At 73.6% G+C, this 24,143-nt stretch carries 21 protein-coding genes and 1 pseudogene; 10 read left to right on the top strand and 12 right to left on the bottom strand.

Going from position 1 to position 24,143, the window contains the following annotated elements; genetic code table 11:
- From ACZ501_RS28850 to ACZ501_RS28840, 3 genes are read right to left on the bottom strand one after another with little or no spacing between them, the layout of a single operon-like run.
- Complete coding sequence (locus ACZ501_RS28850; RefSeq protein ID WP_468799405.1) at positions 1-1,929, bottom strand: WD40 repeat domain-containing serine/threonine protein kinase; 1,929 nt, start codon at positions 1,927-1,929, stop codon at positions 1-3.
- 39 nt (positions 1,930-1,968) lie between these two features.
- The gene (locus tag ACZ501_RS28845) at positions 1,969-2,214 is read right to left on the bottom strand and encodes a DUF397 domain-containing protein (protein WP_468799403.1); all 246 of its coding nucleotides are present in this window, start codon (positions 2,212-2,214) and stop codon (positions 1,969-1,971) included.
- A complete protein-coding gene (locus tag ACZ501_RS28840) occupies positions 2,211-3,068 on the bottom strand; it encodes a helix-turn-helix domain-containing protein (RefSeq protein ID WP_468799401.1) in 858 nt (285 codons plus the stop codon). The genes ACZ501_RS28845 and ACZ501_RS28840 overlap by 4 nt, the downstream gene beginning before the upstream one ends.
- A gap of 155 nt (positions 3,069-3,223) precedes the next feature.
- Here ACZ501_RS28840 and ACZ501_RS28835 point away from each other — a divergent pair, with 155 nt between their 5' ends.
- Positions 3,224-3,652, top strand: a complete 429-nt coding sequence (locus tag ACZ501_RS28835; protein ID WP_468799399.1) for an ATP-binding protein — start codon at positions 3,224-3,226, stop codon at positions 3,650-3,652.
- On the opposite strand, the gene ACZ501_RS28830 is transcribed toward ACZ501_RS28835, so the two are convergent.
- On the bottom strand, positions 3,624-3,923 hold the full coding sequence (locus ACZ501_RS28830; RefSeq protein ID WP_468799397.1) for a hypothetical protein: 300 nt from the start codon (positions 3,921-3,923) through the stop codon (positions 3,624-3,626). The genes ACZ501_RS28835 and ACZ501_RS28830 overlap by 29 nt on opposite strands.
- Before the next feature lie 316 nt (positions 3,924-4,239).
- Here ACZ501_RS28830 and ACZ501_RS28825 point away from each other — a divergent pair, with 316 nt between their 5' ends.
- A complete protein-coding gene (locus ACZ501_RS28825) occupies positions 4,240-5,094 on the top strand; it encodes a helix-turn-helix domain-containing protein (RefSeq protein WP_468799395.1) in 855 nt (284 codons plus the stop codon).
- A gap of 65 nt (positions 5,095-5,159) precedes the next feature.
- On the opposite strand, the gene ACZ501_RS28820 is transcribed toward ACZ501_RS28825, so the two are convergent.
- On the bottom strand, positions 5,160-5,750 hold the full coding sequence (locus ACZ501_RS28820) for a hypothetical protein (protein ID WP_361605074.1): 591 nt from the start codon (positions 5,748-5,750) through the stop codon (positions 5,160-5,162).
- A gap of 440 nt (positions 5,751-6,190) precedes the next feature.
- Here ACZ501_RS28820 and ACZ501_RS28815 point away from each other — a divergent pair, with 440 nt between their 5' ends.
- The 3 genes from ACZ501_RS28815 to ACZ501_RS28805 all read left to right on the top strand — a co-directional run bounded on the left by ACZ501_RS28815 (position 6,191) and on the right by ACZ501_RS28805 (position 9,477).
- Positions 6,191-6,847, top strand: coding sequence for a hypothetical protein (locus tag ACZ501_RS28815; RefSeq protein ID WP_468799393.1), 657 nt, complete (start codon positions 6,191-6,193; stop codon positions 6,845-6,847).
- A gap of 26 nt (positions 6,848-6,873) precedes the next feature.
- Positions 6,874-7,656, top strand: coding sequence for a fibronectin type III domain-containing protein (locus tag ACZ501_RS28810; protein ID WP_361605068.1), 783 nt, complete (start codon positions 6,874-6,876; stop codon positions 7,654-7,656).
- 123 nt (positions 7,657-7,779) lie between these two features.
- The gene (locus ACZ501_RS28805; RefSeq protein ID WP_468799391.1) at positions 7,780-9,477 is read left to right on the top strand and encodes a DUF4153 domain-containing protein; all 1,698 of its coding nucleotides are present in this window, start codon (positions 7,780-7,782) and stop codon (positions 9,475-9,477) included.
- A gap of 30 nt (positions 9,478-9,507) precedes the next feature.
- On the opposite strand, the gene ACZ501_RS28800 is transcribed toward ACZ501_RS28805, so the two are convergent.
- A complete protein-coding gene (locus ACZ501_RS28800) occupies positions 9,508-10,260 on the bottom strand; it encodes an LppU/SCO3897 family protein (protein WP_468799389.1) in 753 nt (250 codons plus the stop codon).
- A gap of 226 nt (positions 10,261-10,486) precedes the next feature.
- Here ACZ501_RS28800 and ACZ501_RS28795 point away from each other — a divergent pair, with 226 nt between their 5' ends.
- Together ACZ501_RS28795 and ACZ501_RS28790 are read left to right on the top strand one after the other, a co-directional pair.
- Complete coding sequence (locus tag ACZ501_RS28795; RefSeq protein WP_468799387.1) at positions 10,487-12,352, top strand: AMP-dependent synthetase/ligase; 1,866 nt, start codon at positions 10,487-10,489, stop codon at positions 12,350-12,352.
- 42 nt (positions 12,353-12,394) lie between these two features.
- A complete protein-coding gene (locus ACZ501_RS28790; RefSeq protein ID WP_468799385.1) occupies positions 12,395-14,002 on the top strand; it encodes an alpha/beta hydrolase in 1,608 nt (535 codons plus the stop codon).
- 27 nt (positions 14,003-14,029) lie between these two features.
- Here the strand turns inward: ACZ501_RS28790 and ACZ501_RS28785 are convergent, their stop codons facing one another.
- Positions 14,030-15,193: a lipase family protein gene (locus tag ACZ501_RS28785; protein ID WP_361605056.1), complete on the bottom strand. Its 1,164-nt coding sequence runs from the start codon at positions 15,191-15,193 to the stop codon at positions 14,030-14,032.
- Between the two features lie 205 nt (positions 15,194-15,398).
- A complete protein-coding gene (locus ACZ501_RS28780) occupies positions 15,399-16,409 on the bottom strand; it encodes an AraC family transcriptional regulator (protein WP_468799383.1) in 1,011 nt (336 codons plus the stop codon).
- 117 nt (positions 16,410-16,526) lie between these two features.
- Between ACZ501_RS28780 and ACZ501_RS28775 the strand changes: the two genes are divergently transcribed.
- Positions 16,527-18,359, top strand: a complete 1,833-nt coding sequence (locus ACZ501_RS28775; protein ID WP_468799381.1) for an AMP-dependent synthetase/ligase — start codon at positions 16,527-16,529, stop codon at positions 18,357-18,359.
- On the opposite strand, the gene ACZ501_RS28770 is transcribed toward ACZ501_RS28775, so the two are convergent.
- Positions 18,356-19,552, bottom strand: a complete 1,197-nt coding sequence (locus ACZ501_RS28770) for an aminotransferase-like domain-containing protein (protein ID WP_468799379.1) — start codon at positions 19,550-19,552, stop codon at positions 18,356-18,358. The genes ACZ501_RS28775 and ACZ501_RS28770 overlap by 4 nt on opposite strands.
- A gap of 129 nt (positions 19,553-19,681) precedes the next feature.
- Here ACZ501_RS28770 and ACZ501_RS28765 point away from each other — a divergent pair, with 129 nt between their 5' ends.
- Entirely contained in the window at positions 19,682-20,536 is an 855-nt protein-coding gene (locus tag ACZ501_RS28765; RefSeq protein ID WP_468799377.1) for a hypothetical protein, read from the top strand.
- A gap of 108 nt (positions 20,537-20,644) precedes the next feature.
- Here ACZ501_RS28765 and ACZ501_RS28760 read toward each other — a convergent pair whose 3' ends face one another.
- The 3 genes from ACZ501_RS28760 to ACZ501_RS28750 form a co-directional block, all read right to left on the bottom strand.
- Positions 20,645-20,857 (bottom strand): DUF397 domain-containing protein, encoded by a 213-nt coding sequence (locus tag ACZ501_RS28760; protein WP_362455681.1) that lies wholly within the window; start codon positions 20,855-20,857, stop codon positions 20,645-20,647.
- Between the two features lie 257 nt (positions 20,858-21,114).
- The gene (locus tag ACZ501_RS28755) at positions 21,115-21,999 is read right to left on the bottom strand and encodes a helix-turn-helix domain-containing protein (protein ID WP_361605039.1); all 885 of its coding nucleotides are present in this window, start codon (positions 21,997-21,999) and stop codon (positions 21,115-21,117) included.
- Positions 22,000-22,309: 310 nt separating this feature from the next.
- Positions 22,310-23,059 (bottom strand): GOLPH3/VPS74 family protein, encoded by a 750-nt coding sequence (locus ACZ501_RS28750; RefSeq protein WP_361605036.1) that lies wholly within the window; start codon positions 23,057-23,059, stop codon positions 22,310-22,312.
- Positions 23,060-23,244: 185 nt separating this feature from the next.
- Here ACZ501_RS28750 and ACZ501_RS28745 point away from each other — a divergent pair.
- Positions 23,245-24,143, top strand: a pseudogene (locus ACZ501_RS28745) (hypothetical protein); the annotation flags it as partial.

Here is a 24,143-nt window from a genome sequence, read left to right as displayed (position 1 = left end):
TCAGCGCAGCTTCCACACCCGGATGGTGGTGTCCTCGCTCCCGCTGGCGAGGAAGGTGCCGTTCGGGCTGAACGCCACCGAGCTGACGGCGGCGGAGTGCCCGTTGAGGGTCGCCCGGTGGACGCGCGTCGCCACGTCCCACAGCCGGACGGTACGGCCGCCGCCGCTGGCGAGGGTCTTGCCGTCCGGGCTGAATGCCACCGACCGGACAGCGCTGTTGTGGCCGGTGAGGGTGCCGTCGGCGGTACGGGTGACCGCGTCCCAGAGCCGGATGGTGTTGTCGGCGCCGGCGCTGGCGAGGGTCTTGCCGTCGGGGCTGAACATCACCGAGGCGACCGGCTTGGTGTGACCGGTGAGCGTGCCGGTGGGGGTGCGGCTCGCGTAGTCCCAGAGGCGGATGGTGCCGTCGTTGCCGCCGCTGGCGAGGGTCTTGCCGTCGGGGCTGAACGCCAGGGACGTCACCGGCTTGGTGTGGCCGGTGAGGGTGGCGACGGGGGTGGGGGAGCGGTTCAGGAAGTCCCAGAGCCGGATGGTGTTGTCGTCGCCCCCACTGGCCAGGGTGTTGCCGTCCGGGTTGAACGCCACCGTGCGCACCGGCCCCGTGTGTCCCGTCAGGACGCCGGCGGGGCTCAGGCTGGAGACGTCGTACAGGTGGAGGGCGCTGCCGCTCCCGCCGACGAGGGTCGTGCCGTCGGGGCTGTAGAGCACGCAGCTCACGGTCGTGTCATGGCGGTCGAAGGGGTTGAGGCCCCCCTGCCCGAGGAGGTTCCACACCCGCACGCTGCGGTCGTTGCCGCCGCTGGCGACGTACCTGTTGTCCGGGCTGAACGTCACCGACTGCACGGGGCCGGTGTGGTCCTTGACCTCGTACGCCAGGCGCACGCCGTCCGTGCCGGGGCCGCCGTTCGCGTCGTCGGAGTTGCCGCCGCCGGAGCCCTCGCTGCCGTTGCTCTTGTCGCCGGTCAGCCGCAGTACGGCGTACGTCCCGCCCGAGACCCCCGCCAGCGCCCCCAGCCCGCCGAGCAGGACGTTGCGGCGGCTGGGCCGCGGTGCGGCCGGGGCAGGGTCCCGCAGGTCCACCGTCGGTACGTCGCGCACGGCCGGCTGCCGCAGCAGCGCGCGCAGCCGTTCCGCGACGGCCGGCGCGTCGGGCCGCTCGGCCGGCTCCTTGGCCAGCATCGAGGCCACCAGCTCCAGGAGGGCGGGCGGCACGTCCGCCCGTACGGTGTCCAGGGCCGGCGGCTCCTCCTCCAGGTGCATCCGCATCAGCACCCAGGCCTGGTCGGTGCCGTGGAACGGCGGAGCGCCGGTCAGCAGCGCGTACAGCACGCACCCCAGGGCGTACACGTCGCAGCGCCCGTCGACGTGCTCGCCCCGCCACTGCTCGGGGGACATGTAGGGCGGCGTACCGAAGACACGGCCGGTCACGGTCAGCCCGCCCGTGGCGTCGGCGGTGCGGGCGATGCCGAAGTCGCAGATCTTCAGGCGGCCGTCGGCGAGGAGGAAGAGGTTCCCGGGCTTCAGGTCCCGGTGCACCACCTTCTGCGCGTGCGCGGCCGCCAGCGCCTCCGCCGCCTGGAGGGCGAGGTCGAGCACCTGGGGGAGGGCGAGGCCGCCGCCGGGGGAGCGGGCCAGGAGGTCGGACAGGTCCCGCCCCTCCAGCAGCTCCATCACGATGAAGAGCCGGTCGTCGTGGCGGCCGATGTCGTGGACGACGGTGATGCCGGGATGCTGGAGCCGCGCCCCGATGGACGCCTCGCGGCGGAACCGGCCGAGCAGCTCCTCCGAGGCGTCGAACTCCCGCAGCACCTTCACCGCCACGGCCCGGCCCAGCTCGACGTCGTACGCCCGCCACACCTCACCCATGCCGCCGTGCCCGAGCCGCTCGTCCAGCCGGTACCGCCCGGCCAGCTGCTCCTCCGGCTGCATGCCGCCCCCTGCTCTACGTCAACCTCTGCCACGCAGGGGTCATTGTGTAGCAAGGAAGCCCGTCCAGGCGGCTGGAGTGAACGTGAGGGGGCGGAGGGCGGTGTCCTTGGAGTCGCGGACGTGGATGGCGGCGGGGGTGGTGGCCACCTCGACGCAGTCGTCCCCCTCGCTGCTGTCGCTGTAGCTGCTCTTGAACCAGGCGTGCGCCACCTCAACGCAGGAGTCGCCTTCGCTGCCGCTGCTGTAGCTGCTCTTGAACCAGTCCAGCTCCGGGTTGCGGATCATGTCTCTCCCAGCAGTTCCTCGATGAACGCCATCGACTCTCGCGGCGTGAGCGCCTGAGCTCGGATGATGCCATAGCGCAGTTCAAGGATCCTGAGCTGCTTCGGGTCTGAGACGGGACGTCCGTGAAATGCCCCGTCAGACCGGCCCACTGCGGTGCCGTCTGGAAACTTCAGTACTTGGATTCGTCCACCCATGCCCGCGTGTTCTTCGACGTCGGTTGGCATGACCTGGAACTCCACGTTGGGCAGTTGGCTGACAGCAAGCAGGTGTTCGAGCTGTCGACGCAGAACCATTGTGCCCCCGATGCGACGGCGGAGGGTGACCTCTTCTTGGACGAAGCTGAGCGCCGGGCCGGGGGCGCGGTCGTAGATCGAGTGGCGGGCCATGCGGGCCGCCAGAATCTGGTTCACCTCGTCCTGGGAGTACGCCGGCCGTCGCATCCCGAACAACGCGGACGCATACTCGGAGGTCTGGAGCAGGCCGTGGATGTTGTGACTGCTGTAGGCGCCGATCTCGACCGCCCGACCCTCCATCTTGGCCAGATCCCGGATCTTTTTCGGGTAGCGGACCTGCTCCATGTCCGCCTTCATGGCCGTGATCTTGCCGCCTGCCCGCAGTACCTCGTCCGCCCTGTCCAGGTACTCCGGGCGGGGGATCCGTTTGCCCGCCTCCACCTTGCGGACCAGGTCCTCGCCGTACCCGACCTCCGTGCCGAAGTCGGCGGCCCTCATGCCCGCCTCTTCGCGCCACGCCCTGAGCTGGCGGCCGAGTGCCGCCAGGACCGCCGCTCCCTGTTCGTCCTCCGGGTCGATCTCCCAGCCCGCGTCTTCCGTACCGTCGTTGTCCACCGCCATGCGTGCCCCACCTCCGACGCGCCGAAATCCTCAACACCCCCTGCCCCTACGGACTTCAGGACAGCCCGGACAGCACCGGACAAGCGCGGGACAAACCCCGGACGCACCGGCGGTACCGCTTCTCACGGTAGCCACGCCGCTGCACGCTGGGTGAGGTGACGACTCAAATCTGGTGCTCTGCACATCAGTTCGGTGTCCAGCTGCCCGCCACGCCCCGTGGCGCCCGACAGGCCCGGCAGCTCGTCGTGGAGAAGCTCCGCGCGTGGGGGCTCCCCACCGACGGGCCCGCGCTGATCGTGGCCGAGCTGGCGGCCAATGCCGTGACCCACGGGCGGGTGCCCGGGCGGGACTTCCAGGTGGTGCTCAGCCTGCGCGGCGGGGCGCTCCGGATCGAGGTGGTGGACACCCGCCGCGACCGGATCCCCGTTCCCCGGGAGGCGGACGCCGACGCCGAGGGCGGCCGGGGCCTGGCGGTGGTGGAGGCGCTGGCCGACCGGTGGGGGGTGGAGCAGGGGCCGCCGCCGTGCAAGGCCGTGTGGGCGGAGGTGGACCTGCCTACAGGCGGCTCGCCAGAAGGATCGTGACCGGAGGCGGGACCACCGCGATCCAGCCCGCCCAGCATGCGGCCGTGGCCAGGGCGGGGCGTCGCCGGAGCAGCCAGCAGGCCACGGCGAGGACCGGGGTGAGGGTCCAGGACGCGAACCAGAAGACCATGACGACCGCCACGGCCTCGGGGTGGACCTCCGAGGCCATCCCGGCCAGGGCCCCGAAGACGAAGGCCACGGGGCTCAGGGCCACGGCCAGGACCGTGCCCCAGGTCAGCGCGGTGTCGGATGCGGAGGTCGTGTCGTTCACGGGTCCAGCCAAGCGGCTGCGGGAGCGGTGCGCCTGCGCCCGGATACTCACTGCCGGCCGGTCCGCGTACTCATCCGGGGCGCGGGCCGCCAGGATCCGGCGACCCTCGACATAACCCCTTAAGTACGGAGGTAAATCCACCCAACCCCCCCTCCGGCCCCCGCTCACTCTCTCGGGTGAACTGTGACAACTCGGCTGGATTCCGGGGTGGTTGCCGGGCATATGCTCGGCCCGCCAACCACAGAACTGAGACGGCCCCCGCCGGGACTGGCATCCCGAGCGAGGGCCTCACCAAGCAGGAAGAAAGCCCTTCCCCATGGCGTCCAAAGAGATTAACGTGCGTGCGCGCGCGGCGTCCCGTGTTCGAGGCGGGACCATCCCATCAGGTGTCGTCCACGTCAACGTGCGGCACACCGACCACTACGTCGTGATCGGCAACCACCTGGCCCAGCACCCGGTCCTGTCGCTGGTGGCGATCGGCCTCGCGGTGCACATCCAGTCGCTGCCCGCCGGTACCGGGATCGGCATCAAGGAGCTGACCGCCCGCTTCCCGGAGGGGGAGATCCGGATCGCCGCCGCGCTGCGGGAGCTGGAGGCCGCCGGGTACCTGGAGCGGAGCCGCGTACGGACCCCCGAGGGCCGGCTCGTGACCCGGACGGTGTCCTACAACCGGCCGCGCGCCGCCGTCCCGCCGCAGGACGACCCGCCGCCGCCCGACCGGGCCCCCGTACCGGAGCCCGAACCGGAGGCGGCCCCCGCCCGGGAGCCCGCCCCGGAGCCCGCCCCGCAGCCGGGGGCGACCGCCCGGCAGGACGCCGCCGACCTGCTCGCCCGGCTGCGCCGCGACGACCCCCGGCTGCTGCTCGCCGAGCGGGACGTACAGCGGCTCGCCCCCGGGGTGGCCGCCTGGCTGGACCGGGGGGCCGAGCCGGAGGCCGTGCGCCAGGTGCTGGCCGGGGGCCTGCCCGTGGACCTGCGCAGCCCGGCCGCGCTGATCGGGCACCGCCTCAGGGAGGGGATCCCGCCGCACATGCCGGTGACCCCGCCCCCCGCGCGGCACGCCCGGCGGCCGGACCCGCTGCAGAACTGCGACGGCTGCGACCGCGCCTTCCGGGCCATCGAACCGGGCCGCTGTCGCGACTGCCCGCCCGCACCGCCCCTGGCCGCGTAGCCCGACGGGCCGGGCCCGCAGCGACTGCGGGCCCGGCCCGGACCGAGGATCCGAGGGGGAGCGGATCAGTTGGGGCAGAACTGCTTGATCGCGGTGCCGAACGCCGCGGTGTAGGCCTTCGTGTAGGCCTCGTCCGCCTTCTTCTTGGCCTCGTTGTCGGCGGTCAGGCCCTGGTTGGGCTTCAGCTGCGGCTTCGGCGGCGCGTCACAGGCGCCGGACTGTGCCAGCTCCCTGCCGTCGGCGAACCCCTCTGCGGCGCCGCGCTTGCGCTCCTTCTCGATGAAGTTCCTGTTGACCGCGTCCTGTGCCTCCTGGCCGCCCAGGCAGGTCACCTTGCCGCCGCCGGACTGGGAGGCCGAGTACTTGCCGAGGGGCAGGTCGAGGGCGGAGAACTTGCCGTCGGCGCCCACCGTCACGAGGGACCCGCCGTCGCCGTCGGTCTGGTCGACGGTGACCTTTCCCTTGGCCTTGTCGAATCCTTCACCGGTGACGACCACCTTGGTCGCGTCGTTGGCCTTGGCCTCCACGAAGCACTGGGCCGCGGGTGCGGCCTGGGTGGTCGTGGGGGTCGCGGCCGAGGCGGCGGTGGCCGAACCCAGGGCGAGCGAACAGGCCGCCAGGGGGATGAAGAGGGTGGTACGGGTGCGCTTGTTCATGTCGTTCCTCACCTTGGGGGTGGGGGAGGGGGCATGGCCGGAGCGGGGCGGCACCGCGGAGGGAATGACGCCGCATCGGCCCCGGTCCACAGATCGGAACTGTGCGGGGCGGTGCGCTCCATGCGCAACGGCAGGCCCCGGAGGCAGTCCGTCCCTTCCATCGTGCCCCGTCTCCCCGAGGCTGTCGACCGGAGCCCCGGAGCCCCTGCGCCCGGCCGTCGTACGGGCCGTGACGTGCCGAACGCCCGCCCCTGGACAGTGCCGTTGCGGCGGGGGCGCGACCGGGCGGGCCGGGGTGCGGGCGCCTAGACTGAGGGGGTCACGCCCTGCGCCCGCCCCGGGTCACGGCACCCGCCCGCGGGCCCGGGGACCGCCCGTGGGCCGGGCCCGCCCGACACAACCGGGCCGGGCCGGATCCACCCGTATCCGGGAGGGCGACCATGACCGGCCACCTCCGGCGGCGGGCGTTGGGCCCGCTCGTCCTGTTCTCCGCACCCGCGCTGGTGCTGCTGACGGTCGTACCCGCCGGCGCCCGGCCGCCGGCCGCCGTGCCGACGGCCACGACGGTGTCCGCCACGGCGGCGAAGGCGCCGACCATCTGCCACGGGCTGACCCAGGGTCAGGACCCGTACCACCGCGGCTGTCGTGAGGGCTACCTCCAGGGCTCCAGCTCCGGCAACCGCGATGGCAAGCCGCCCATCTGCCGCAAGACGCTGCCGCCGTTGGTCCCGCCCAACCCCAGCCCGTTCGTACAGGGCAAGGCCGAGGGCTACACGTACGGGTACAACCAGGCCTACGCGAAGTCGGCGGCCGCCAACAAGGCCGCGTGCGCCGCGATGAACAACCCCCAGCCCCCGCCCCAGCCTCAACCGCAGCCCCGGCAGCAGACGCAGGAGAGCATGTTCGCCGCGGGGAAGTCCTCCGGGGAGACCTGGGGGCGGGACGAGGGCAAGGCGTGCCTCCTCGCGCGCACCCACGCGCGTCTCGTGCCGCCCAAGCAGCCCGACCCGCTGATCCTCGCCTTCCAGAACGGCTACGCACTGGGCTACGACACCGCCTTCGACGAGGCGTACCGGGCGAACTGCCTGAACAAGTGAGCTCGGGGTGATGGAGAGGTAGGACGATGAGGATGCGACGTGCCGCCGGTGCGGCAGCGGCCGTACCGCTTGCCCTGGTGTGCGTCTGGACGGCCCCGTCCGCGGAGGCGGCCAGCACCCACACCATCACCCTGAGCGGAAGCCTGACGGTGTCGGACGCCCCGAGCCTGGCCTCGGGCCGCACCACGCGGACCATCGGCTTCACGCGGGTGGCGCAGATGAGCCACGACAAGGCGACCGACACGTTGACCGCCGAGTCCTGCGTGGGCGGAGAGACCCGGGGCGTACTGACCGTGCGGATCACGCTCAGGTCCTCCGAGCTGGCGGTGGTCTCCCCCACGCTCCGGCTCTTCGAGGGCTCGGACTGCCTGAACAACGACCTCGACGGGGAGGACCAGGGGATCCAGCAGGGCTTCATGCCCGGCAAGAGCCTGACCAACTGGCAGCTGGCCGCCGAGAACGGCGAGGCGGGCTCCGACGACTACGCCCGGGTGACCTTCAGCCTGAAGCACGCGGGCGGCACCGGCATCGGCCTCGGCAGTCCGGCCGAGCCGTCGAACGTGGTCGCCACGAGGGACGCCGCCGACCCCACGCGCGTGGTGGTGGAGTGGAGCGACCAGGCGACCGACGAGAGGTGGTACGAGGTCTCCGACAGCACCCTGCGGCAGATCAAGAAGGTGACCCCGAACAGCACGTCGCTCACCTGGACCGGACTGCCCGCCGAGAAGCAGTGCTTCCAGGTGCGGGCGGTCAACCTCGTGGGCCCGTCGGACTGGACGCCGGTCAAGGCCACGTCCGAGTGCGTCTGACCCGCAGCGGGGAGAGCCGCCGGGAGGGTCTGTCACGGTCTTGCCACAAGGGGCAGTTGAATGTGTTCAAAACCCGGGGGTGCGGGCCTACCCTGACGGCCACGCAACAGGGGAGGGGACCCGATGTCCGACAACGCCGACGCGCCCGAACAGGCGGAACGAGGCGGACCCGCCGAGGCGCCGGTTCAGCCCGCTCCGCCGCCGCCGCCCGCTCCGCTCGCCCCGCCCGCCCCCGGAATGCCCGGTCACGACCCGGCCGCCTGGCGGGGCTGGCTGGCCTATCAGCACCGGATGCGCCAGCAGCAGGCACGCGAGGCGGCCGCCGCGAAGGCGGCGAACTCGATGTGGCGGCGGATTCGCCCCGCCGAGGCGGCCCCGGTCCACACCGTCACCCTGGTGGCCGCGCTCGCCGCCGGGCTCACCACCGCCGTCGTCCTCGGGGAGGGCATGGGCCCCGGGCTGCTGCTCGCGGCGCTGCCCGCCATGGTCGCCGCGTACGCCGCCGCCCGCGCGGCCGGGCGCAAGGCCAGGCCCTGGAGCCTGGTGTGGGCCGCCGGCTGCGTCGCACTGCTCACGGTGCCGGCGCTGCGGGACGCCGCCTGGCCCTCCACGCTGGCGATCCTGGCCGCCGTGCTGCTGGCCGCGCTGGCCCTGCACGGCACCCGCCGGTGGCCCGGCGTGCTGCTCGGCCCGCTCGGCTTCGTCGACAGCGCGGTCACGGGCGTCGGCTGGGCCTGGGCGGGGGTGCGGGCGCGCGGCGGCGGGGCGGGGCGGGAGCGCTGGGTGCCCGTCGCCAAGGCGGCCGTGGTGGCGGTGGTGCTGCTGATCGTGTTCGGGGCGCTGTTCGCCTCCGCCGACGCGGCCTTCGCGGATCTGCTCGGCGGCCTCAGCCCCGACATCCCGGTGGCGGAGGGACCCTGGCGGATCCTGCTCTTCCTGCTCGGCACGGTCCTCGCGCTCGCCTTCGCCCGCACGGCCGCGGCCCCGCACCGGTGGGACCGGATGAAGCGGACGCCGGGCAAGGCGCGCTCACGGGTGGAGTGGAGCCTGCCGCTGATCGTGCTCAACCTGCTCTTCGCCGGCTTCAACGCGGTACAGCTGGCGGTGCTGTTCGGCGGCTACGACACGGTGTTGGAGAGCACGGGGCTCACGTACGCCGAGTACGCGCGCCAGGGGTTCTGGCAGCTGCTGTGGGCCACCGTCTTCGTCCTCGGGGTCATCGCGCTCGCCCTGCGCTGGGCGCCGCGCGGGGGTGCCGGGGACCGGCGCCTGGTCCGCTCGGTACTGGGGACGCTGTGCCTGCTGACCCTGGTGGTGGTCGCCTCCGCGGTGCGCCGGATGGACCTGTACGTGGACGCGTACGGCCTGACCCGGCTGCGGCTGTCGGTCGTCACGATGGAACTGTGGCTGGGCCTGGTGATCGTGCTGCTGATGGCGGCCGGGATCGCCGGCGGGCGCTGGCTGGCCCGTGCGGTGGTCGGCAGCGCGGCGGCGACCGTCCTGGCCTTCGGCCTGCTGTCCCCCGACGGGATCATCGCCGAGAGCAACGTGACCCGCTACGAGCAGGACGGCAAGCTGGACCTCGCCTACCTCCGCGACCTGTCGGCGGACGCGGCCCCCTACCTGGACCGGCTGCCCGAACCCCGCCGCTCCTGCGCCCTGATGGGGATCCGGGACCAGCTGCGGGAGGCCGAGGAGGCGCCCTGGTACGCCACGAGCCTCGGCGAATACCGCGCCCGGGCGATCCTGCGCGAACGCCCGGTGACGGCGACGGCCCGCGAGTGCGCGCTGCTCGGCGCGTACGGCGGCCGCAGCGAGTGACCGCACGCCGGCCGCGGTCCGGCAGGCCCGTCAGGAGCGGGAGTAGGAGCCGAGGCCGATCAGGCAGTAGACGTACTCGTTCACGACGCTGCCGTTGATCGTGTACTGGTACGAGAAGCCGTACTCGGTGCGGGAGTTCTCGTCGCAGCGGCTCATGTCCGAGGTGCCGGGGAAGCGCTGGATGACCCGGTAGTGGGCGTCGTCCGCCGAGCAGGAGACCTCGTCGATGTTGCTGACGCGCTGCGCGGTGGTGGAGTCGGGCAGTTCGCCGTTGAGGCAGGTGCCCGCCTCGAAGGGGCGGGGGGCCGCGGTGGTGGGGGTGGGGTCGGGCGTGGGCTCGGTCGTCGGGGTGCGCGTCGGCGGGCTGTAGGTCGGCGGGTCGTAGGTGGGCGTGCTGTCCGTCGGCGAGGGGTCCGAGGTGTACGTCGACTCGGCCGTCGGGGACGAGGAGGCGGACGCGCTGTGGGAGTGGTCGTCGTTGCTCGTGACGACGATGCCGATGACCACGGCGGCGACGACCCCGAGCGCCAGCAGGCCCCCGAGGGCGCCGCTCTTCCCCGTCCGCGCGGGCTGCGGCGCCACCGGCGGCGGCGGTGCCGGTGGCCCGGACACCCTTATGCGCAGCAGGACTTCCGTCTCGCCGACGCGGGCCCGTACGAGGTCGCCGTTGCGGGCGGGGGGTATGCGCATGCGCTGCGGGCCGGCCGGAAGGGAGACGGAGACGGTGGCCCCCGCGGCGGCCTGTGCGGGGGTGAGCGTCAGCTCGATTTCCTGGGGCGACACCGGCGGCTCCTCGGGGTGGGGGCGGGACCCTCCCCGGATTCTGCCGGGTACGGGCCCGGGGACGCAGGCGTTCCGGCAGTCCCGCGGGGTGGCGTGTGCGCGCCAGGGGGTGGTCCCGTCGACGGGGTGTGGAGCTGGCGGGGAGAAGGCGTACGGGGGGTGGTCCCGGGCGCCGGGGCGTGCGTAGATTACCGGCGGTAACACCCCGACGACCGAGGAGAACGCCGTGGACGCAGCCGAGCCGAAGCCGGTCGAGCCCGTCAAGACGATCGTGGGCGGCGTGGTGCGCGAGGTGGCCGTGCCGGCCCTCGTCGGCCCGGCGGCGAGCGGGTCCCTCGGGGACATCCCGTTCCAGAATGCCCGGGAGGCCCCCCGCGAGGCCGTGCTCGCCCGCAAGGAGCGCGACGGCAGCTGGCGGGACGTCACGGCCGCCGAGTTCGCGCGCGAGGTGCTCGCCGTCGCCAAGGGGCTGATCGCCGAGGGGCTCGCCGAGGGCGACCGGCTCGCCATCATGGCCCGCACGACCTACGAGTGGACCCTGCTCGACTTCGCCGGATGGGCCGCCGGGCTGGTCACCGTACCCGTCTACCCGACCTCCTCCGCCGTCCAGGCCCGCTGGATCATCCACGACTCCGGGGCCGTGGCCTGCGCCGTCGAGGACACCGTCCAGGCCCGGCTCATCAGCGCCGAGCGCGCCAACCTTCCGGGGCTGGCGCACCTGTGGGAGTTCGACACCGGCGCGCTGGCCCGGCTCGTCAAGGCCGGGGAGCACCTGCCCGACGCCATCGTGCACGCGCGCAGGGCCGCCCGTACGCCCGATTCCGTCGCCACGCTCGTCTACACCTCCGGCACCACCGGTCAGCCAAAGGGCTGCGTCCTGACCCACGCCAACTTCTTCGCCGAGGTCGACAACGCCGTCGAGCTGCTGCACCCCGTGTTCAGATCCGCCACCAACGAGCCCGCCTCCACGCTGCTCTTCCTGCCGCTCTCGCACGTGTTCGGGCGGATGGTCGCCGTGGGCTGCCTGCGCGCGCGGGTGAAGCTCGGCCACGCGCCGAGCATCAGCACCGAAGACCTGCTCGCCGACCTCGCCGGCTTCCAGCCGACCTTCCTCCTCGCCATCCCCTACGTGCTGGAGAAGGTCTACAACACCGCCCGCGCCACCGCCGAGAAGATGGGCCGCGCCGCCTCCTTCGACCGGGCCGCCCGCATCGCCCAGCGGTGCGGCGAAGCGGGCGGGGGCAACCCGCCCGGGATGGGGCTGCGGGCGGCCCGCGCCCTGTACGACCCGCTGGTCTACCGGCGGATCCGGGCGGCCCTCGGCGGCCGCGTGCGCTACGTCCTGAGCGGCGGCTCCCCGCTCGGGCGGCGGCTCGCCGCCTTCTACACCGGCGCCGGCATCGACGTCTTCGAGGGCTACGGGCTCACGGAGACGACGGCGGCCGCGACCGTCACCCCGCCGCAGCGCCCCCGGCTCGGCACGGTCGGCTGGCCCCTGCCGGGGACGGCGGTGCGCATCGCCGACGACGGGGAGGTGCTGCTGCGCGGCCGGCACGTCTTCGCCGGGTACTGGAACGTGTCCGCCCACCAGCCCGGACAGTGGCTGGCCACCGGCGACATAGGCGAGCTCGACGCCGACGGGTACCTGACCATCACCGGCCGCAAGAAGGACCTGATCATCACCTCCGGAGGCAAGAACGTCGCCCCCGCGCCCCTGGAGGACTGGCTGCGCGCCCACCCCCTGGTCGGCCAGTGCCTGGTCATCGGCGACAACCGCCCCTACATCGCCGCCCTCCTCACCCTGGAGCCGGACGGGCTGGCGCACTGGCGGCAGATGCACAAGAAGCAGAACGTGCCGCTGCGCGAGCTGGTCGCCGACCCCGAACTGCTGGCCGAGCTCCAGCGGGCGGTCGACGAGGCGAACAAGCTGGTCTCACGGGCAGAATCCATCCGCCGCTTCACCGTCCTGCCCGGGGAGTTCACCGAGGCACGCGGACACCTGACCCCCTCGCTGAAGCTCCGGCGCGGGGCCATCGCCCGCGACTACGCGAGGGAGATCGAGCAGCTGTACCGGGCGCCGCGCACCGCCTGAGCGCCCGCGGCCGTCGAGGGGCGGGGGCGGCGGAGCCCGCTTATGGTGGGCTGGGCCGACCGGTCCGGGGGGCGACCCGAGGAGGGCGCAGTGTCCCGTCCCCGTTCCCGTCCCCATGCCCGGCCCCTTCCACAGCCCTTTTCCCGGCCCTTTCGGCCCCGTTTCCTGCCCCGTACGGTCGCCGGCGCGGCCTGCGCACTGGTCGTCGCCGCCGCCCTCGGGGCAGCCCCCGGCCCGGGCCCGGCCGCGGGCATACGGTGGGGGGACTGCCCCCTGGAAGCCCCGCCCGAGGGGATGCGGTGCGCGGAGGTGACCGTCCCCCTCGACTACGCGGACCCCGCCAAGGGCACCACCCGTGTGGCCGTGGCCCGCATCCCCGCCACCGCCCCCGGCCGCAGGCCCCTCGGCTCCCTGCTGCTGAACTTCGGCGGCCCCGGCAACCGCGGGATCGCCTCCCTGGCCGCCGACCCCAAGGCCTTCGCGGAGCTCGGCGAGCGCTACGACCTCGTCGCCTTCGACCCGCGGGGCGTCGGCCTCAGCAGCCCCGTCTCCTGCGGCGGCAACCAGCAGACCGGCGACGACGTGCCGGAGGACGCCGCCTCCCAGCTGGCCGCCCTGCGGGCCGTCGCCCAGCGGTGCGCGCTGCACTCCGGGCCCGTCCTGCCCTACATCGGCACCGTCAACGTCTCCCGGGACATGGACCGCATCCGCCAGGCACTCGGCGACAGGAAGCTCAACTACCTCGGCTTCTCCTACGGCACCCGGCTCGGCGCCGTCTACGCCGCGCAGTTCCCGAAGACGACCGGCCGGATGGTCCTCGACGGGGTCGACACCCTCAGCGAACCGCTCGCCGAGCAGGCCCTGGTCTCCGCGCGGGGCCAGCAGCGGGCCCTGGACAACTTCCTGACCTGGTGCGCCCACCAGAACGGCTGCGTCTACGGCACGAACACCCGCACCGCCCGGGAGAAGATCGAGGAACTCGTCGAACGGCTCGACGCGCGCCCCCTGACCGGCACCGACGGCACGCACTTCACCGGCCAGGACGCGGTCGGGGCGATCGGCGCCGCCCTGTACTCCAAGACCCTGTGGCCGGACCTCGCCGAGGCCCTCGCCCGGGTCGAGCGCGACCGGGACCCGGCCGCCCTGAAAGAGCTGGGCAACCCGCCCGAAGAGGAGACCGACGACGGCCCCGCCAAGATCCCCGAGGACAACGGCGAGGCCGCCCTCACCGCCGTGAACTGCGCCGACGACCCCGACCGGAGCAACGACGAGGCCACCCCGCACGCCATCGCGCAGGAGATCCACGACCTGGAGGCGGAGTTCCGCCGCACCTCGCCGGTCTTCGGGCCGGGCCAGCTGATGACCGTGCTGTCCTGCTACGGCCGGCCCGCCGGCACCGACTTCATCCGCCGCATCGACCGCCCCGGCGCGCCCCGCATGCTCCTCGTCGGCACGCGCGGGGACCCGGCGACCCCGTACGAGTGGACGGAGGAGACGGCCCGCCGGCTCGGCTCGGCGGTGGTGATCGACTACAAGGGCGAAGGCCACACCGGCTACACCGCCTCCGCGTGTGTCCGGGGGTACGTCCACGACTTCCTGACCGGCGGCAGACTGCCGGCCGGCACACGCTCCTGCCCCGCCGGGGAGTGAGCCGGCGGGACATGAGCGGCACACGGCCTAGCAGTCGGGGCGGGTCGCGCGGCCCGCGAAGCGGTCCGCCATCCAGGCACCGACCGCCAGGGAGTGCGTGATGACACCGCTGACGTGCTCGCCGAGCACGATGGTGTCGAACTGGACGTCCGCGCCCCGCGCGCACCACTCGGAGCGCAGCTGCCGCCCGACCGCGTACGGGATCAGCTCGTCCCCGAGCGCGTGGTACTGGAGCACCGGCGCGGCCGGGGCGGTGCGGCCCAGCCGGCTCTGGTTCAGCCGGGCCTGCCAGTCGGGCTGCGCGAGCGGGTCGCGGGTGGTGAGGTCGGAGATCCGCTTGAAGGAGCCGGCGACGGCGTCGATCGCCACGCAGTTCTCCTTCATCCCGCCCACGAGCGCGCGGCCCGCCGGGTTGAGGTACGTGTCGAGCTCCAGCTCCGGGAAGGCCGCGTCCTGCCCGGCCGCCGCCATGAAGATGAGGCCGGAGCCGAAGGAGCCGTTGTTGGCGGCGGCCACCTTCAGCAGGTCGGCGGGGACGCCGCCCGTCGCCGTTCCCTTGACCTTCAGCTCCGGCGCGTACGAGCCCTGCAACTCGGCGGCCCAGCCGGCGGCCTGGCCGCCTTGCGAGTAGCCCATGATGCCGACGGGCGTGTCCGCCGGCAGGCCGGCCTCGGGGAGGCGGATCGCGGCGCGGGCGGCGTCGAGCATGGCGTGGCCCGCCGACGGGCCGACGGTGTAGGTGTGGAGGCCGGGGGTGCCGAGCCCCTCGTAGTCGGTGACGACCACGGCCCAGCCGCGCTGGGTGTACTGCTGGATGAGGTTGGCCTCCATGGCGGTGCCGTTCGGGAGGTTGTTGCTCGGGGCGCAGGAGTCGCCGAGCCCGACCGTGCCGACGGCGTAGGTGATGAGCGGGCGCGGGCCGGTGCGGCCGTCCTGCGGGACGATGACGGTGCCCGAGACGACGTTCGGGGCGCCGTCGGCGGTGGTGGAGCGGTAGTGCACCTTCCAGGCCTTGGTGCCGGTGGGCTGGCCGGGCAGCGGGTGGAAGGCGGAGGGGGCGCTGCTGACGAGATCGCCGGGACGGCCGGCGGCGGCCGCCGTGTCGGCACCGGCGGCGGGGACCTGCGCCGAGAAGACCAGGGCGGTGGTCGCGGCCACGGCGGCCAGAGCGGTGCTGCTGCGCAAACGCATGGGCGGTACTCCCAACGTGCGTAAGGGTGGGGGCGGGTGAGGCGAAGGTACTGACCGACCGGTCGGCACGTCGCTGACCGGACAGCTCACCTTTCCTGACCGGGCCTCCCACCCCGCCCGGGACGCGCCGCGCCCCCGCCCGGGGCTACAGGCGGGGAGGGCGAAGCCGTGGTCGCCACGCCGCCCCGGCCGGAGCGCCCGCGCGCTACCCGCCGGAGGCCATGCGGTACGCGCCCGGCGTCGTGCCCGTCCAGCGGCGGAACGCGCGGTGGAAGGCGGTGTCCTCCGAGAAGCCCAGCCTGGCGGCGAGTTCCGCGATCGGCTCCCCGCTCTCGGCCAGCCCCGCGATCGCCGCGTCCCGCCGCACCTGGTCCTTGAGCTGCTGGAAGGAGGTCCCCTCCTGCTGGAGGCGGCGCCGCAGCGTTGCCGGGGAGACCGCCAGGCGCGCAGCCACCTCCCCGAGCTCCGGCAGCCGCGGCGAGCCGCGCAGCCGCCGCGTCAGGGTCCGGCGTACCTGCTCCGCGACCGTCGTCCCGTACTCGGGCCGCGCCAGCAGGTCGAAGGGGGCCCGGCGCAGCATCGCGTCCAGCGCGGCCTCGTCCCGTACCAGCGGCGCGGTCAGCCAGCACGCGTCGAAGACGGCCTCCGTCCGCTCGGCCCCGAAGCGGACCGGACAGCCGAAGAGGGTGTCGTACTCGTCCCGGTGCGGCGGCGGCGGATAGGCGAAGCAGGCCTGCGCCAAGGGGATCCGCCGCCCGACGAGCCAGCTCCCCAGCCGGTGCCAGATCGCGAGCACGCACTCGCTGAGGAAGCGCTCCTCGTCCCCGTCGAAGGTGCTGCGCACGGTGAACCGCGCCTGCCCGCCCCCGGTCTCCAGGGCCAGCTCCGGCCCGCCCGGGAACAGCCCGTAGAACGCGGCGGCCCGCTCCACGGCCGCACCGAAGTCCCGGCAGCCCAGGCAGGCGTGGCACATCATCGCGAACGTGCCCGGGCGGCTCGGGACGGCGGACAGCCCGAGGAACTCGTCCTGCGTGGTCCGGTACAGGGCCCGGAAGAGCCGCGCGAACTGCGCGGGCGTGATCCGCGCCCGGTCGTCGCCGAGCAGCAGGGGCGGGATCTGCGCCTCCTGGAGCAGCGGCACCAGGTCGCAGCCGGCGCGCCGCGCCCCCGCGAGCACGGCGCGCACGTGGTGCACGGTGATCGTCCGCCTCCCCATGGCTTCGACGGTAGCCCCAATGAGCGCCGGGGTCAGCGGGGGTGACGCTTCCGGTCATGCCGGGCGGGGCCGCGGGTGCCCACCATCGGGGGGTCACCTATGCCGGGAGGGCGCGCGATGGACGGTCGGCCGAGGACGCTGGCGGTGTTCACCCAGTGGACCGAGGAGAGGTACGGCAACGGCACGGCGCTCCGCTTCCGCCCGCCGGACGGCGGCGACGGCTGGACGACCCGTACGTACGCCGAACTCGGCGCGGCCGTACGCGAGAGCGGGCGGACGCTGCTCGGACTGGGCGTCGCGGCGGGCGAGCGGGTGGCGGTGCTCGCGGAGACCCGGCCCGAGTGGACCTGCACCCACTTCGGGATCCTCGCGGCGGGCGCGGTCCTGGTGCCGGTGTACCCGACGGCGGGGGAGGAGGAGCTGGCCTGGGTGCTGTCGGACTCGCAGGCGGTGGTGGCCGTCTGCGAGGACGCCGCCCAGGCGGCCCGGGTGGAGGCCCTGCGGCCGAAGCTGCCGGCGCTGCGGGAGGTCGTACGGATGGACGCGCCGGGCGGAGTGGGCCGACTGGACGGACCGGGCGGGCCGGGCGGCGGGGGGCGGAGGGGTGCGGCGGATGCGCCGGGCGGCGGGGGCCGGGTGGACGTGTCGGGTCGGCCGCCGCGGGCCTCGGAGTCCGAACTGGCCGCCCGGGCCGCCTCAGTGACCCCCGACGCGGACGCCGCGATCGTCTACACCTCGGGGACCACGGGCCCGCCCAAGGGCTGCCGGCTGACGCACGGCAACCTCGGCGCCGTCCAGGACGCCACCCTCCCGCTGGTCCGGGGCGGGCCGGGCGACTCGACGTACCTGTACCTGCCGCTGGCGCACCTGCTGGCGCAGCTGATCCAGTTCACCACCCTGCTGGAGGGCGGGGAGCTGTGCTACTTCGGCGGCCGGGTGGAGGACGTGGTGGCCGAGCTGGCCGAGGCCCGGCCCACGCACCTGCCGTCGGTCCCCCGCCTGTTCGAGAAGGTCCATGCGGTGGTGCTCGGCCTGGCGGAGGGGCAGGAGGGGGGCCGGGAGCGCTTCGAGGAGGCGGTCCGGCTGGGCGTGCGCGCGGCCGACGGCGCCCTGCCCGAGGAGCTGCGCCCGGCATGGGAGGCGGCGGAGGAGTCGCTCTGCTCCCCGGTCCGGGCCGCCTTCGGGGGCCGGCTGAAGTGGGCCCTGACCGGCGGGGCGCCGATCGCCCCCGCCACCCTGGACTTCCTGCGCGCCTGCGGGATCCGGGTGTTCGAGGGCTACGGGATGACCGAGTCCGGCGGGGTCATCAGCCTCAACCACCCGGACGCCGTCCGGCACGGCACGGTGGGCCGCCCGGTGGCGGGCTGCGAGGTGCGGATCGCCCCGGACGGGGAGGTGCTCGCCCGGGGCCCGATGGTCTTCCCCGGCTACCACGCGAACCCCGCGGCGACGGCCGGGGCCCTGGACGCGGACGGCTGGCTGCACACCGGCGACCTGGGCGCACTCGACGGCGACGGCTTCCTGACCATCACCGGCCGCAAGAAGGAACTGATCATCACCTCGGCCGGGAAGAACATCACCCCGACCGAGGTGGAGTTCGCCGTCCAGGCCGCCTCCCGCTTCGTCTCCCGCGCGGTCCTGATCGGCGACCGCCGCCCCCACCCGGTGGTCCTGATCACCCTGGACACCGCGGAGGTCGCCGCCTGGGCGGCCCGCCGGTCCCTCGACCTCGGGCCCGCCCCGGCCGCGCACCCGGCCGTACGGGCCCTGGTGGCGGAGGCCGTCGCCGCGGCCAACGCCACCGTCTCCCGCCCGGCCCGCATCCGCGCCTTCCGCGTCCTGGACGAGGAACTCTCGGTCGGCGCCGGCACCCTCACCCCGACCCTGAAACTGCGCCGCGCGGAGGTGGCCCGCCGCTACGCCGCCGAGATCGAGGAGCTCTACGGCTAGGCCAGCGCCCGCCGGAGCCGCTCCAGGCCCTCGGTGATCTCCTCCGGGGTGTGCGTGGTGAAGGACAGCCGCAGCGTGCGCGGGTCCGGGGTGCCCGTGAAGAACGGGGCCCCGGGCACGTAGGCCACGTCGTGCGCCACGGCGGACTTCAGCAGGGCGCCCGCGTCGGACCCCTCGGGGAGCCGGGCCCACACGAACATGCCGCCCTCGGGGCGGTTCCACTCCGAGCCCGGCGGGAGCGCCCCGCCGAGTCCCGCCAGCAGGGCGTCGCGGCGGGTGCGGTAGGCGTCCCGGACCCGGGCGACGTGGGCGTCGAGGTCGTGGGCGCCGAGGTAGTGGGCGGCGGCCAGCTGGTCCACCGTCGAGGTGTGCAGGTCCGCCGCCTGCTTGGCGACCACCGCCGCACGGCGCAGCGCGGCGGGGGCGCGCAGCCAGCCCAGGCGCAGACCCGGGGCCATGACCTTGGAGAAGCTGCCGAGCAGGGCCGTGCGGTCCTCGGCGCCCGGGTGCGCGGCGATCCAGGGCTGGTGGGCGCCCTCGTAGCGGAGGTCGCCGTACGGGTCGTCCTCCACCAGCCACAGCCCGAGCCGCGCGGCGATACGGGCCACCTCGGCCCGCCGCCGGGCCGGCAGGGTGCGCCCGGTCGGGTTCTGGAAGGTGGGGATGGTGTAGAGCAGCTTCGGCCGCTCCCGGGCGGTGATCTCGGCGAGGGCGTCGGGGAGCAGGCCGTGCCCGTCGCAGGGGACGGGCAGGACGCGGGCGCCGGCCAGCCCGAAGCACTGGAGGGCCGCCAGGTAGGTGGGGTTCTCGACGAGCACCGTGTCGCCGGGCTCCAGGAGGGTGGCGGCGAGCAGGGTGAGCCCCTGCTGGGAGCCGGTGGTGACCAGCACGTCGTCCGCCGAGGTGGCCAGGCCCCGCGCGGCGGCCCGGGCGGCGACGGCCGCGCGCAGCTCGGGGACGCCGTCGGTGGTGGAGTACTGGAGGGCCCGGGCGGCTCCGGCGCCGGTCAGGGCGGTGTCGTACGCCGCCCGCAGGCCCTCGGTGTCGAAGAGTTCCGGGGCGGGCAGGCCCCCGGCGAAGGAGATCACCCCGGGGCGTTCGGTGAGCGCCAGGATCTCCCGTACGGGCGAGCTGCCGACGGCGCTCGCGCGGGAGGCGAAGGGGGGCAGGGCGGCGACGGTGCTCGCGGGCATGGGGCGGCTCCTCCGGTGGCGGGTGGGGCGCAGCCTAGCGGGGAAAGGTGCAGAGGGCACCTACCCGTCCGCGGGCTGAACACCGCCCGCCCCCTCCACAACTGACGCTGCATCAGGTAGACGGGAGGCATGACGAGAGACGAGCGGGAACCACAGGACACCCGGGCCGGGGACTACGCGGAACTGGCGGCCGTCGGCCCGTACGGGGTCCGCCCCGGCCACGCCCTGATCACCATGGTGGAGCCGCACCCGGGGCACGAGTACGCGTACAACCGCTGGTACGAGGACGACCACTACTACGCGGGCGCCATGGCCATGCCCTGGATGTACGCCGGCCGCCGCTGGGTGGCCACCCGCGAGCTCCGGGAACTGCGCTACCCCGAGAAGTCGGCGGTCGCCCAGCCCGTCACCGCCGGGTGCTACCTGTCGACGTACTGGGTGACGGAGGGCCGCTACGACGAGCACATGAAGTGGACCGTCGGCATCAACAAGCGGCTGAACCGGGACGGCCGCGTCTACCAGGACCGCACGCACGTCTTCACGGCCTTCCAGGACCACGAGGCCACGGTCTACCGGGACGGGGCCGCGGGCCCCCGGGACTACCACGCGCTCGACCATCCGTACGCCGGGCTCGTGCTCCAGGTCGTCGACGCCGACGGGCCGGAGCGGCGGGCGGAACTGCTGGAACGGCTGCGCGCGCGGGTCCTGCCGGGGCGGCTCCAGGGCTCCCCGGCCGCCCTGGTGACCGTCTTCCGGCCGACCCCATTGCCCGGCGACCGGATGACCTACGTCAAGCAGGTCGAGGGGGTCGACAGCCGGCTCACGCTGCTGTGGTTCCTCGAGGCCGACCCGCGCACCTGCTGGGACCGGTTCCAGGGGCTGGACACGGAGGTCGCGGAGTCGGGCCTGGGGCGGGTGGAGCTGGTGGCGCCGTTCGTTCCGACCGTGCCGGGGACCGACCGGTACGTGGACCAGCTGCGCTGAGGCGCGCCGGGCACGGCCGAGCCCTCTCGGCCAGGACGGCGGGCCGGTCGAGAGGGCTCCGTACGGGGTGCTCGGGGTGGTCGTGGTGCCGAGCGCGACGGGTGACGTTCAGGCGAGGTGCTCCAGTCCGCCGTCGACGACACCGGTGACGAAGGAGGTCCAGGAACCCGGCGCGAAGGAGAGGGACGGACCGTCCTGCACCTTCGAGTCGCGGACGGCGATGGCCTCCGTGACGGGGGACTTGACTTCGACGCAGGCCCCGTTTCCGCCGGAGTAGGAGGACTTGGTCCAGTTTTCCGTGCCGCCCTGACGAATAGCCATGTTCTTCTCCGGTTCAGCGAGTAGTTCCGGTTGCGCGCCGGCCGGGGATTTTCCTGACCGACGTGATCGACGCTACCGGCAGCACTCGAAGACCGAAGGAGGCATTCACTCGACCGGGTGGCATATTCCATTCAGGCCTTCTGTGGCCGGGGATCGACGGTGTACCGTGCTGGCCCCTCTTCCACTTCCGTCCTCTTCCTCCCGTTGCGCCCGTTCCTCCGGCGGTGGGTGGACGCTCTGTTCCCGGTCGGTCCAGGTCAGTTCGCCTTGCCCGCGTAGTGGTCGATGATCCCGGAGATGAACTGCCTGGTCTGGTCGACGTTGAGGGCCTGGGCGCGCAGGTGCTCGTACATCACGCTGTATTTCTGGACGTCGTTGGCCTTCTCCAGGTACAAATCGCTCGTGACGCCCTCGATGTAGACGACGGTCGAGTCCGAGGCGTCCGGGAATTCCAGAATGGCGTACTGCCCGTTGACCCCCGGATGGGCACCCATCGTGAACGGCATCACCTGCACCGTGATGTACGGCTGCTGCGACTGCTCTATCAAGTACTCCAGCTGCCGGATCATCACCTGCGGATCGCCCACGTGCCGGCGCAGCGCCGCCTCGTCGATCACCGCCCACAGGCGCAGCGGACCCACGTCCGGATTGTTGTTGTCCGTCTCGGACAACCGTTTCTGGCGGTGCATGCGGACCTGGACGCGCTTCTCCACATCCGCCGGAGCCGTCTCCGGCAGCGCGCCGCGGATCAGGGCCTGGGCGTACTCGGGGGTCTGGAGCAGGCCGGGCACCATCTGCGGCTCGTAGGTGCGCAGGCTCGCCGCGTCGGTCTCCAGGCCGATGTAGACGCTGTACGGGATGTCGCCGAAGGCGTGCCACCAGCCCTGCTGGCGGGAGTCCTTGGCCATCTGCATGAGGGAGTCCACCAGGCGGGGGTCCTCGACCTCGTACACCTCGCACAGGTCGCGGACGTCGCGCTGGCTGATGGACCGGCGGCCGTTCTCCAGACGGCTGATCTTGGACTGGGAGACGAGGAGGCGCTCGGCGACCTGTTCGGCCGTCATGCCCTTGTCCTCACGGAGCTTGCGCAACTCCATGCCCAGTCGGCGGCGTCGGACGGTGGGATTGACATTGGACGCCACGTGGACGGCACCTCCGCCTTCTTCTGTAGCTGTCTCGCTGAGTGTCTGGTGTTCAGCAGACTGCCACCGAAGGGTGCGACGGCGCTGGGGAACGCGGGAAAGCGGCGCGCGGGGTGGCGAAGCCGTATCTTCGGCCTCGCCACCCCGCGCGGGCGGCTCCGGGACCGGGTCCTGGGGGACGGCCGGTCGCGGTGTCGGTGGATCTGTGGATCCGCGGATCCGTGGATCCGTTGGATCGGTGACCCGCTGGCGGATCAAGGGGTGTCGCGGGTCGTGCGGGTCGTACCGGCGCCGGTGCCGGCGCCTGTGCTCAGTGCGCGGCCACGCGGGCCATCGCACCCGTCCGGCGCGGCTGCAGCGGAACACCCGCGGCCGCCGTGGCCCGGACGGCCGGTTGCGGCTGCGGCTGGACGGCCCGGTCGCGGCGCGGCTGTGCGGCCACACCGTTCTGGACGTCCATCACCGCGTGCGCGACGAGACCGCCCATCGGGTCGTGCCGGATCAGGTCCCGCAGCCGGGACCTGGACGACCGCCCCTCGTTGCCGGGGTACAGGTGCTTGCCGAGTCCGACCGCGTGGGCCAGTGCGGCGAGCGCCGCGGTCCGCGGGTCCGGCGGTACGCCGGTGCGGATCGCACTGTCCAGCCGGGCACGGATCTCCCGGCTGATCGCCGTGTCGGTCGCCTGGTAGCGAGTCGTCGGCAGCACCCCGCACATCTGTCCCGCGACGGCATGGACCATGCCGCAGCGCTCCAGATGAGCGAGGTAAATCTGGCGGAGCCCCAGGCGGGGTCCGCCGATCCAGTGGACGGCCCGTACCGGGCTGCCGCGCCTGCGCAGCAGTTCCAGTGCGGAGTCCAGAGTCGGATCTCCTGTCGGCCGTGGCATCACCACGGCGATACGATCCCCGTCAGGGGCTATCCGTCCTGCCAGAGCCAGCTCCACTAGCTGTGCCCCGGCCAGGCCGAGGTCGAGCGACTGCGGCTGCGCCGTGGTACCCGTGGCCGGGTCCAAAGCGAGCAGCAGAAGCTCCTCCGGAATTGTTCTGCGGCTCCTGCCCATCCATGCCTCCCCGCGTGGATGAGTGACAGGGTGACGCCTCTCACATTCATCTGTCGAGAGCGCCTGGATGCTTTGTGGGGGAACCAGTAGCTATGTCGTTCTCGTCTAGCACGTGGGCGATGCCCCCTAGACGGGACACTGTTAGACGGTTCGGACAGTGACCGGACAGCGATCGAGGAGGAACGGTGGCGGGCGAGTCCCCCGACAAGTCGGTAGATGAAGGAGCGTCCGGGGAGCAGGACCCGAGGCTGTCGGTCTTCCAGCCGCGCGACCCCCTGAAGGAGGCCGTGGCGGCCTGGGTCGCCACGGCCGAAGAGGACGCGGAGCCGGAGCCGGAGCCCGCCCGGGGGGACGGCGGGACCCCGAAGGCGGCCGTGGTCCGCCAGGCACAGGCCCCGGAGCCGGAGTCCGCTCCGGCGGACGAGGCGGGTACCGGCGAGCCGGCCGCCGACGCCGAGGAGCCGGGTTCCGCTTCGGCGGACGCGGAGAAGGCGCCGGGCGGAGCTGGTTCCGGTTCCGGGAAGCCGTCGGGGGAGTCGCGTACGGAGGCTGCCGACGGGGAGCGCACGGCCGTGTTCCGCGCCGTGAAGCCGGGTTCCGCTTCGGCGGACGCGGAGAAGGCGCCGGGCGAGGCCGGTTCCGGTTCCGGGAAGCCGTCCGCGGAGGCGGAGGAACCGTCCGAGAAGCCGTCCGAGAAGCCGTCGGGGAAGCCCTCCGAGAAGCCGTCCGGGGACGTACGCACCACCGCGTTCGGGGTGGTGACCACGGACCCCGCTCCCGAGGCGGACGAGCCCGCCCGCGCCGGCGAGCGCACCGCGGTCTTCCGTACGGTCAAGCCCGGCTCCGCCCCGGCGAAGCCCGCCGCCGGCGATGAGCGCACGGCCGCCTTCCGTGCCGTCAAGCCGGGTTCCGCTTCTGATTCCGCTTCCGATGCCGAGAAGGACTCGGGGAAGGACCGTTCCGGCCCGGCCGATGCGGACCCGCGTGCGGTGAAGCCGGGTTCCGGTTCGGCGGATGCCGAGAAGCCGGCGGCGTCCTCCAAGGGTTCCGGTTCGGCTGCTGCGGATGCGGAGGAGGGCGGCCC

This window comes from Streptomyces sp. NPDC034085 (assembly GCF_055575555.1).
Note: the sequence above shows the minus strand (reverse complement) of the source record. Positions and strands in the feature narration are given on the sequence as shown.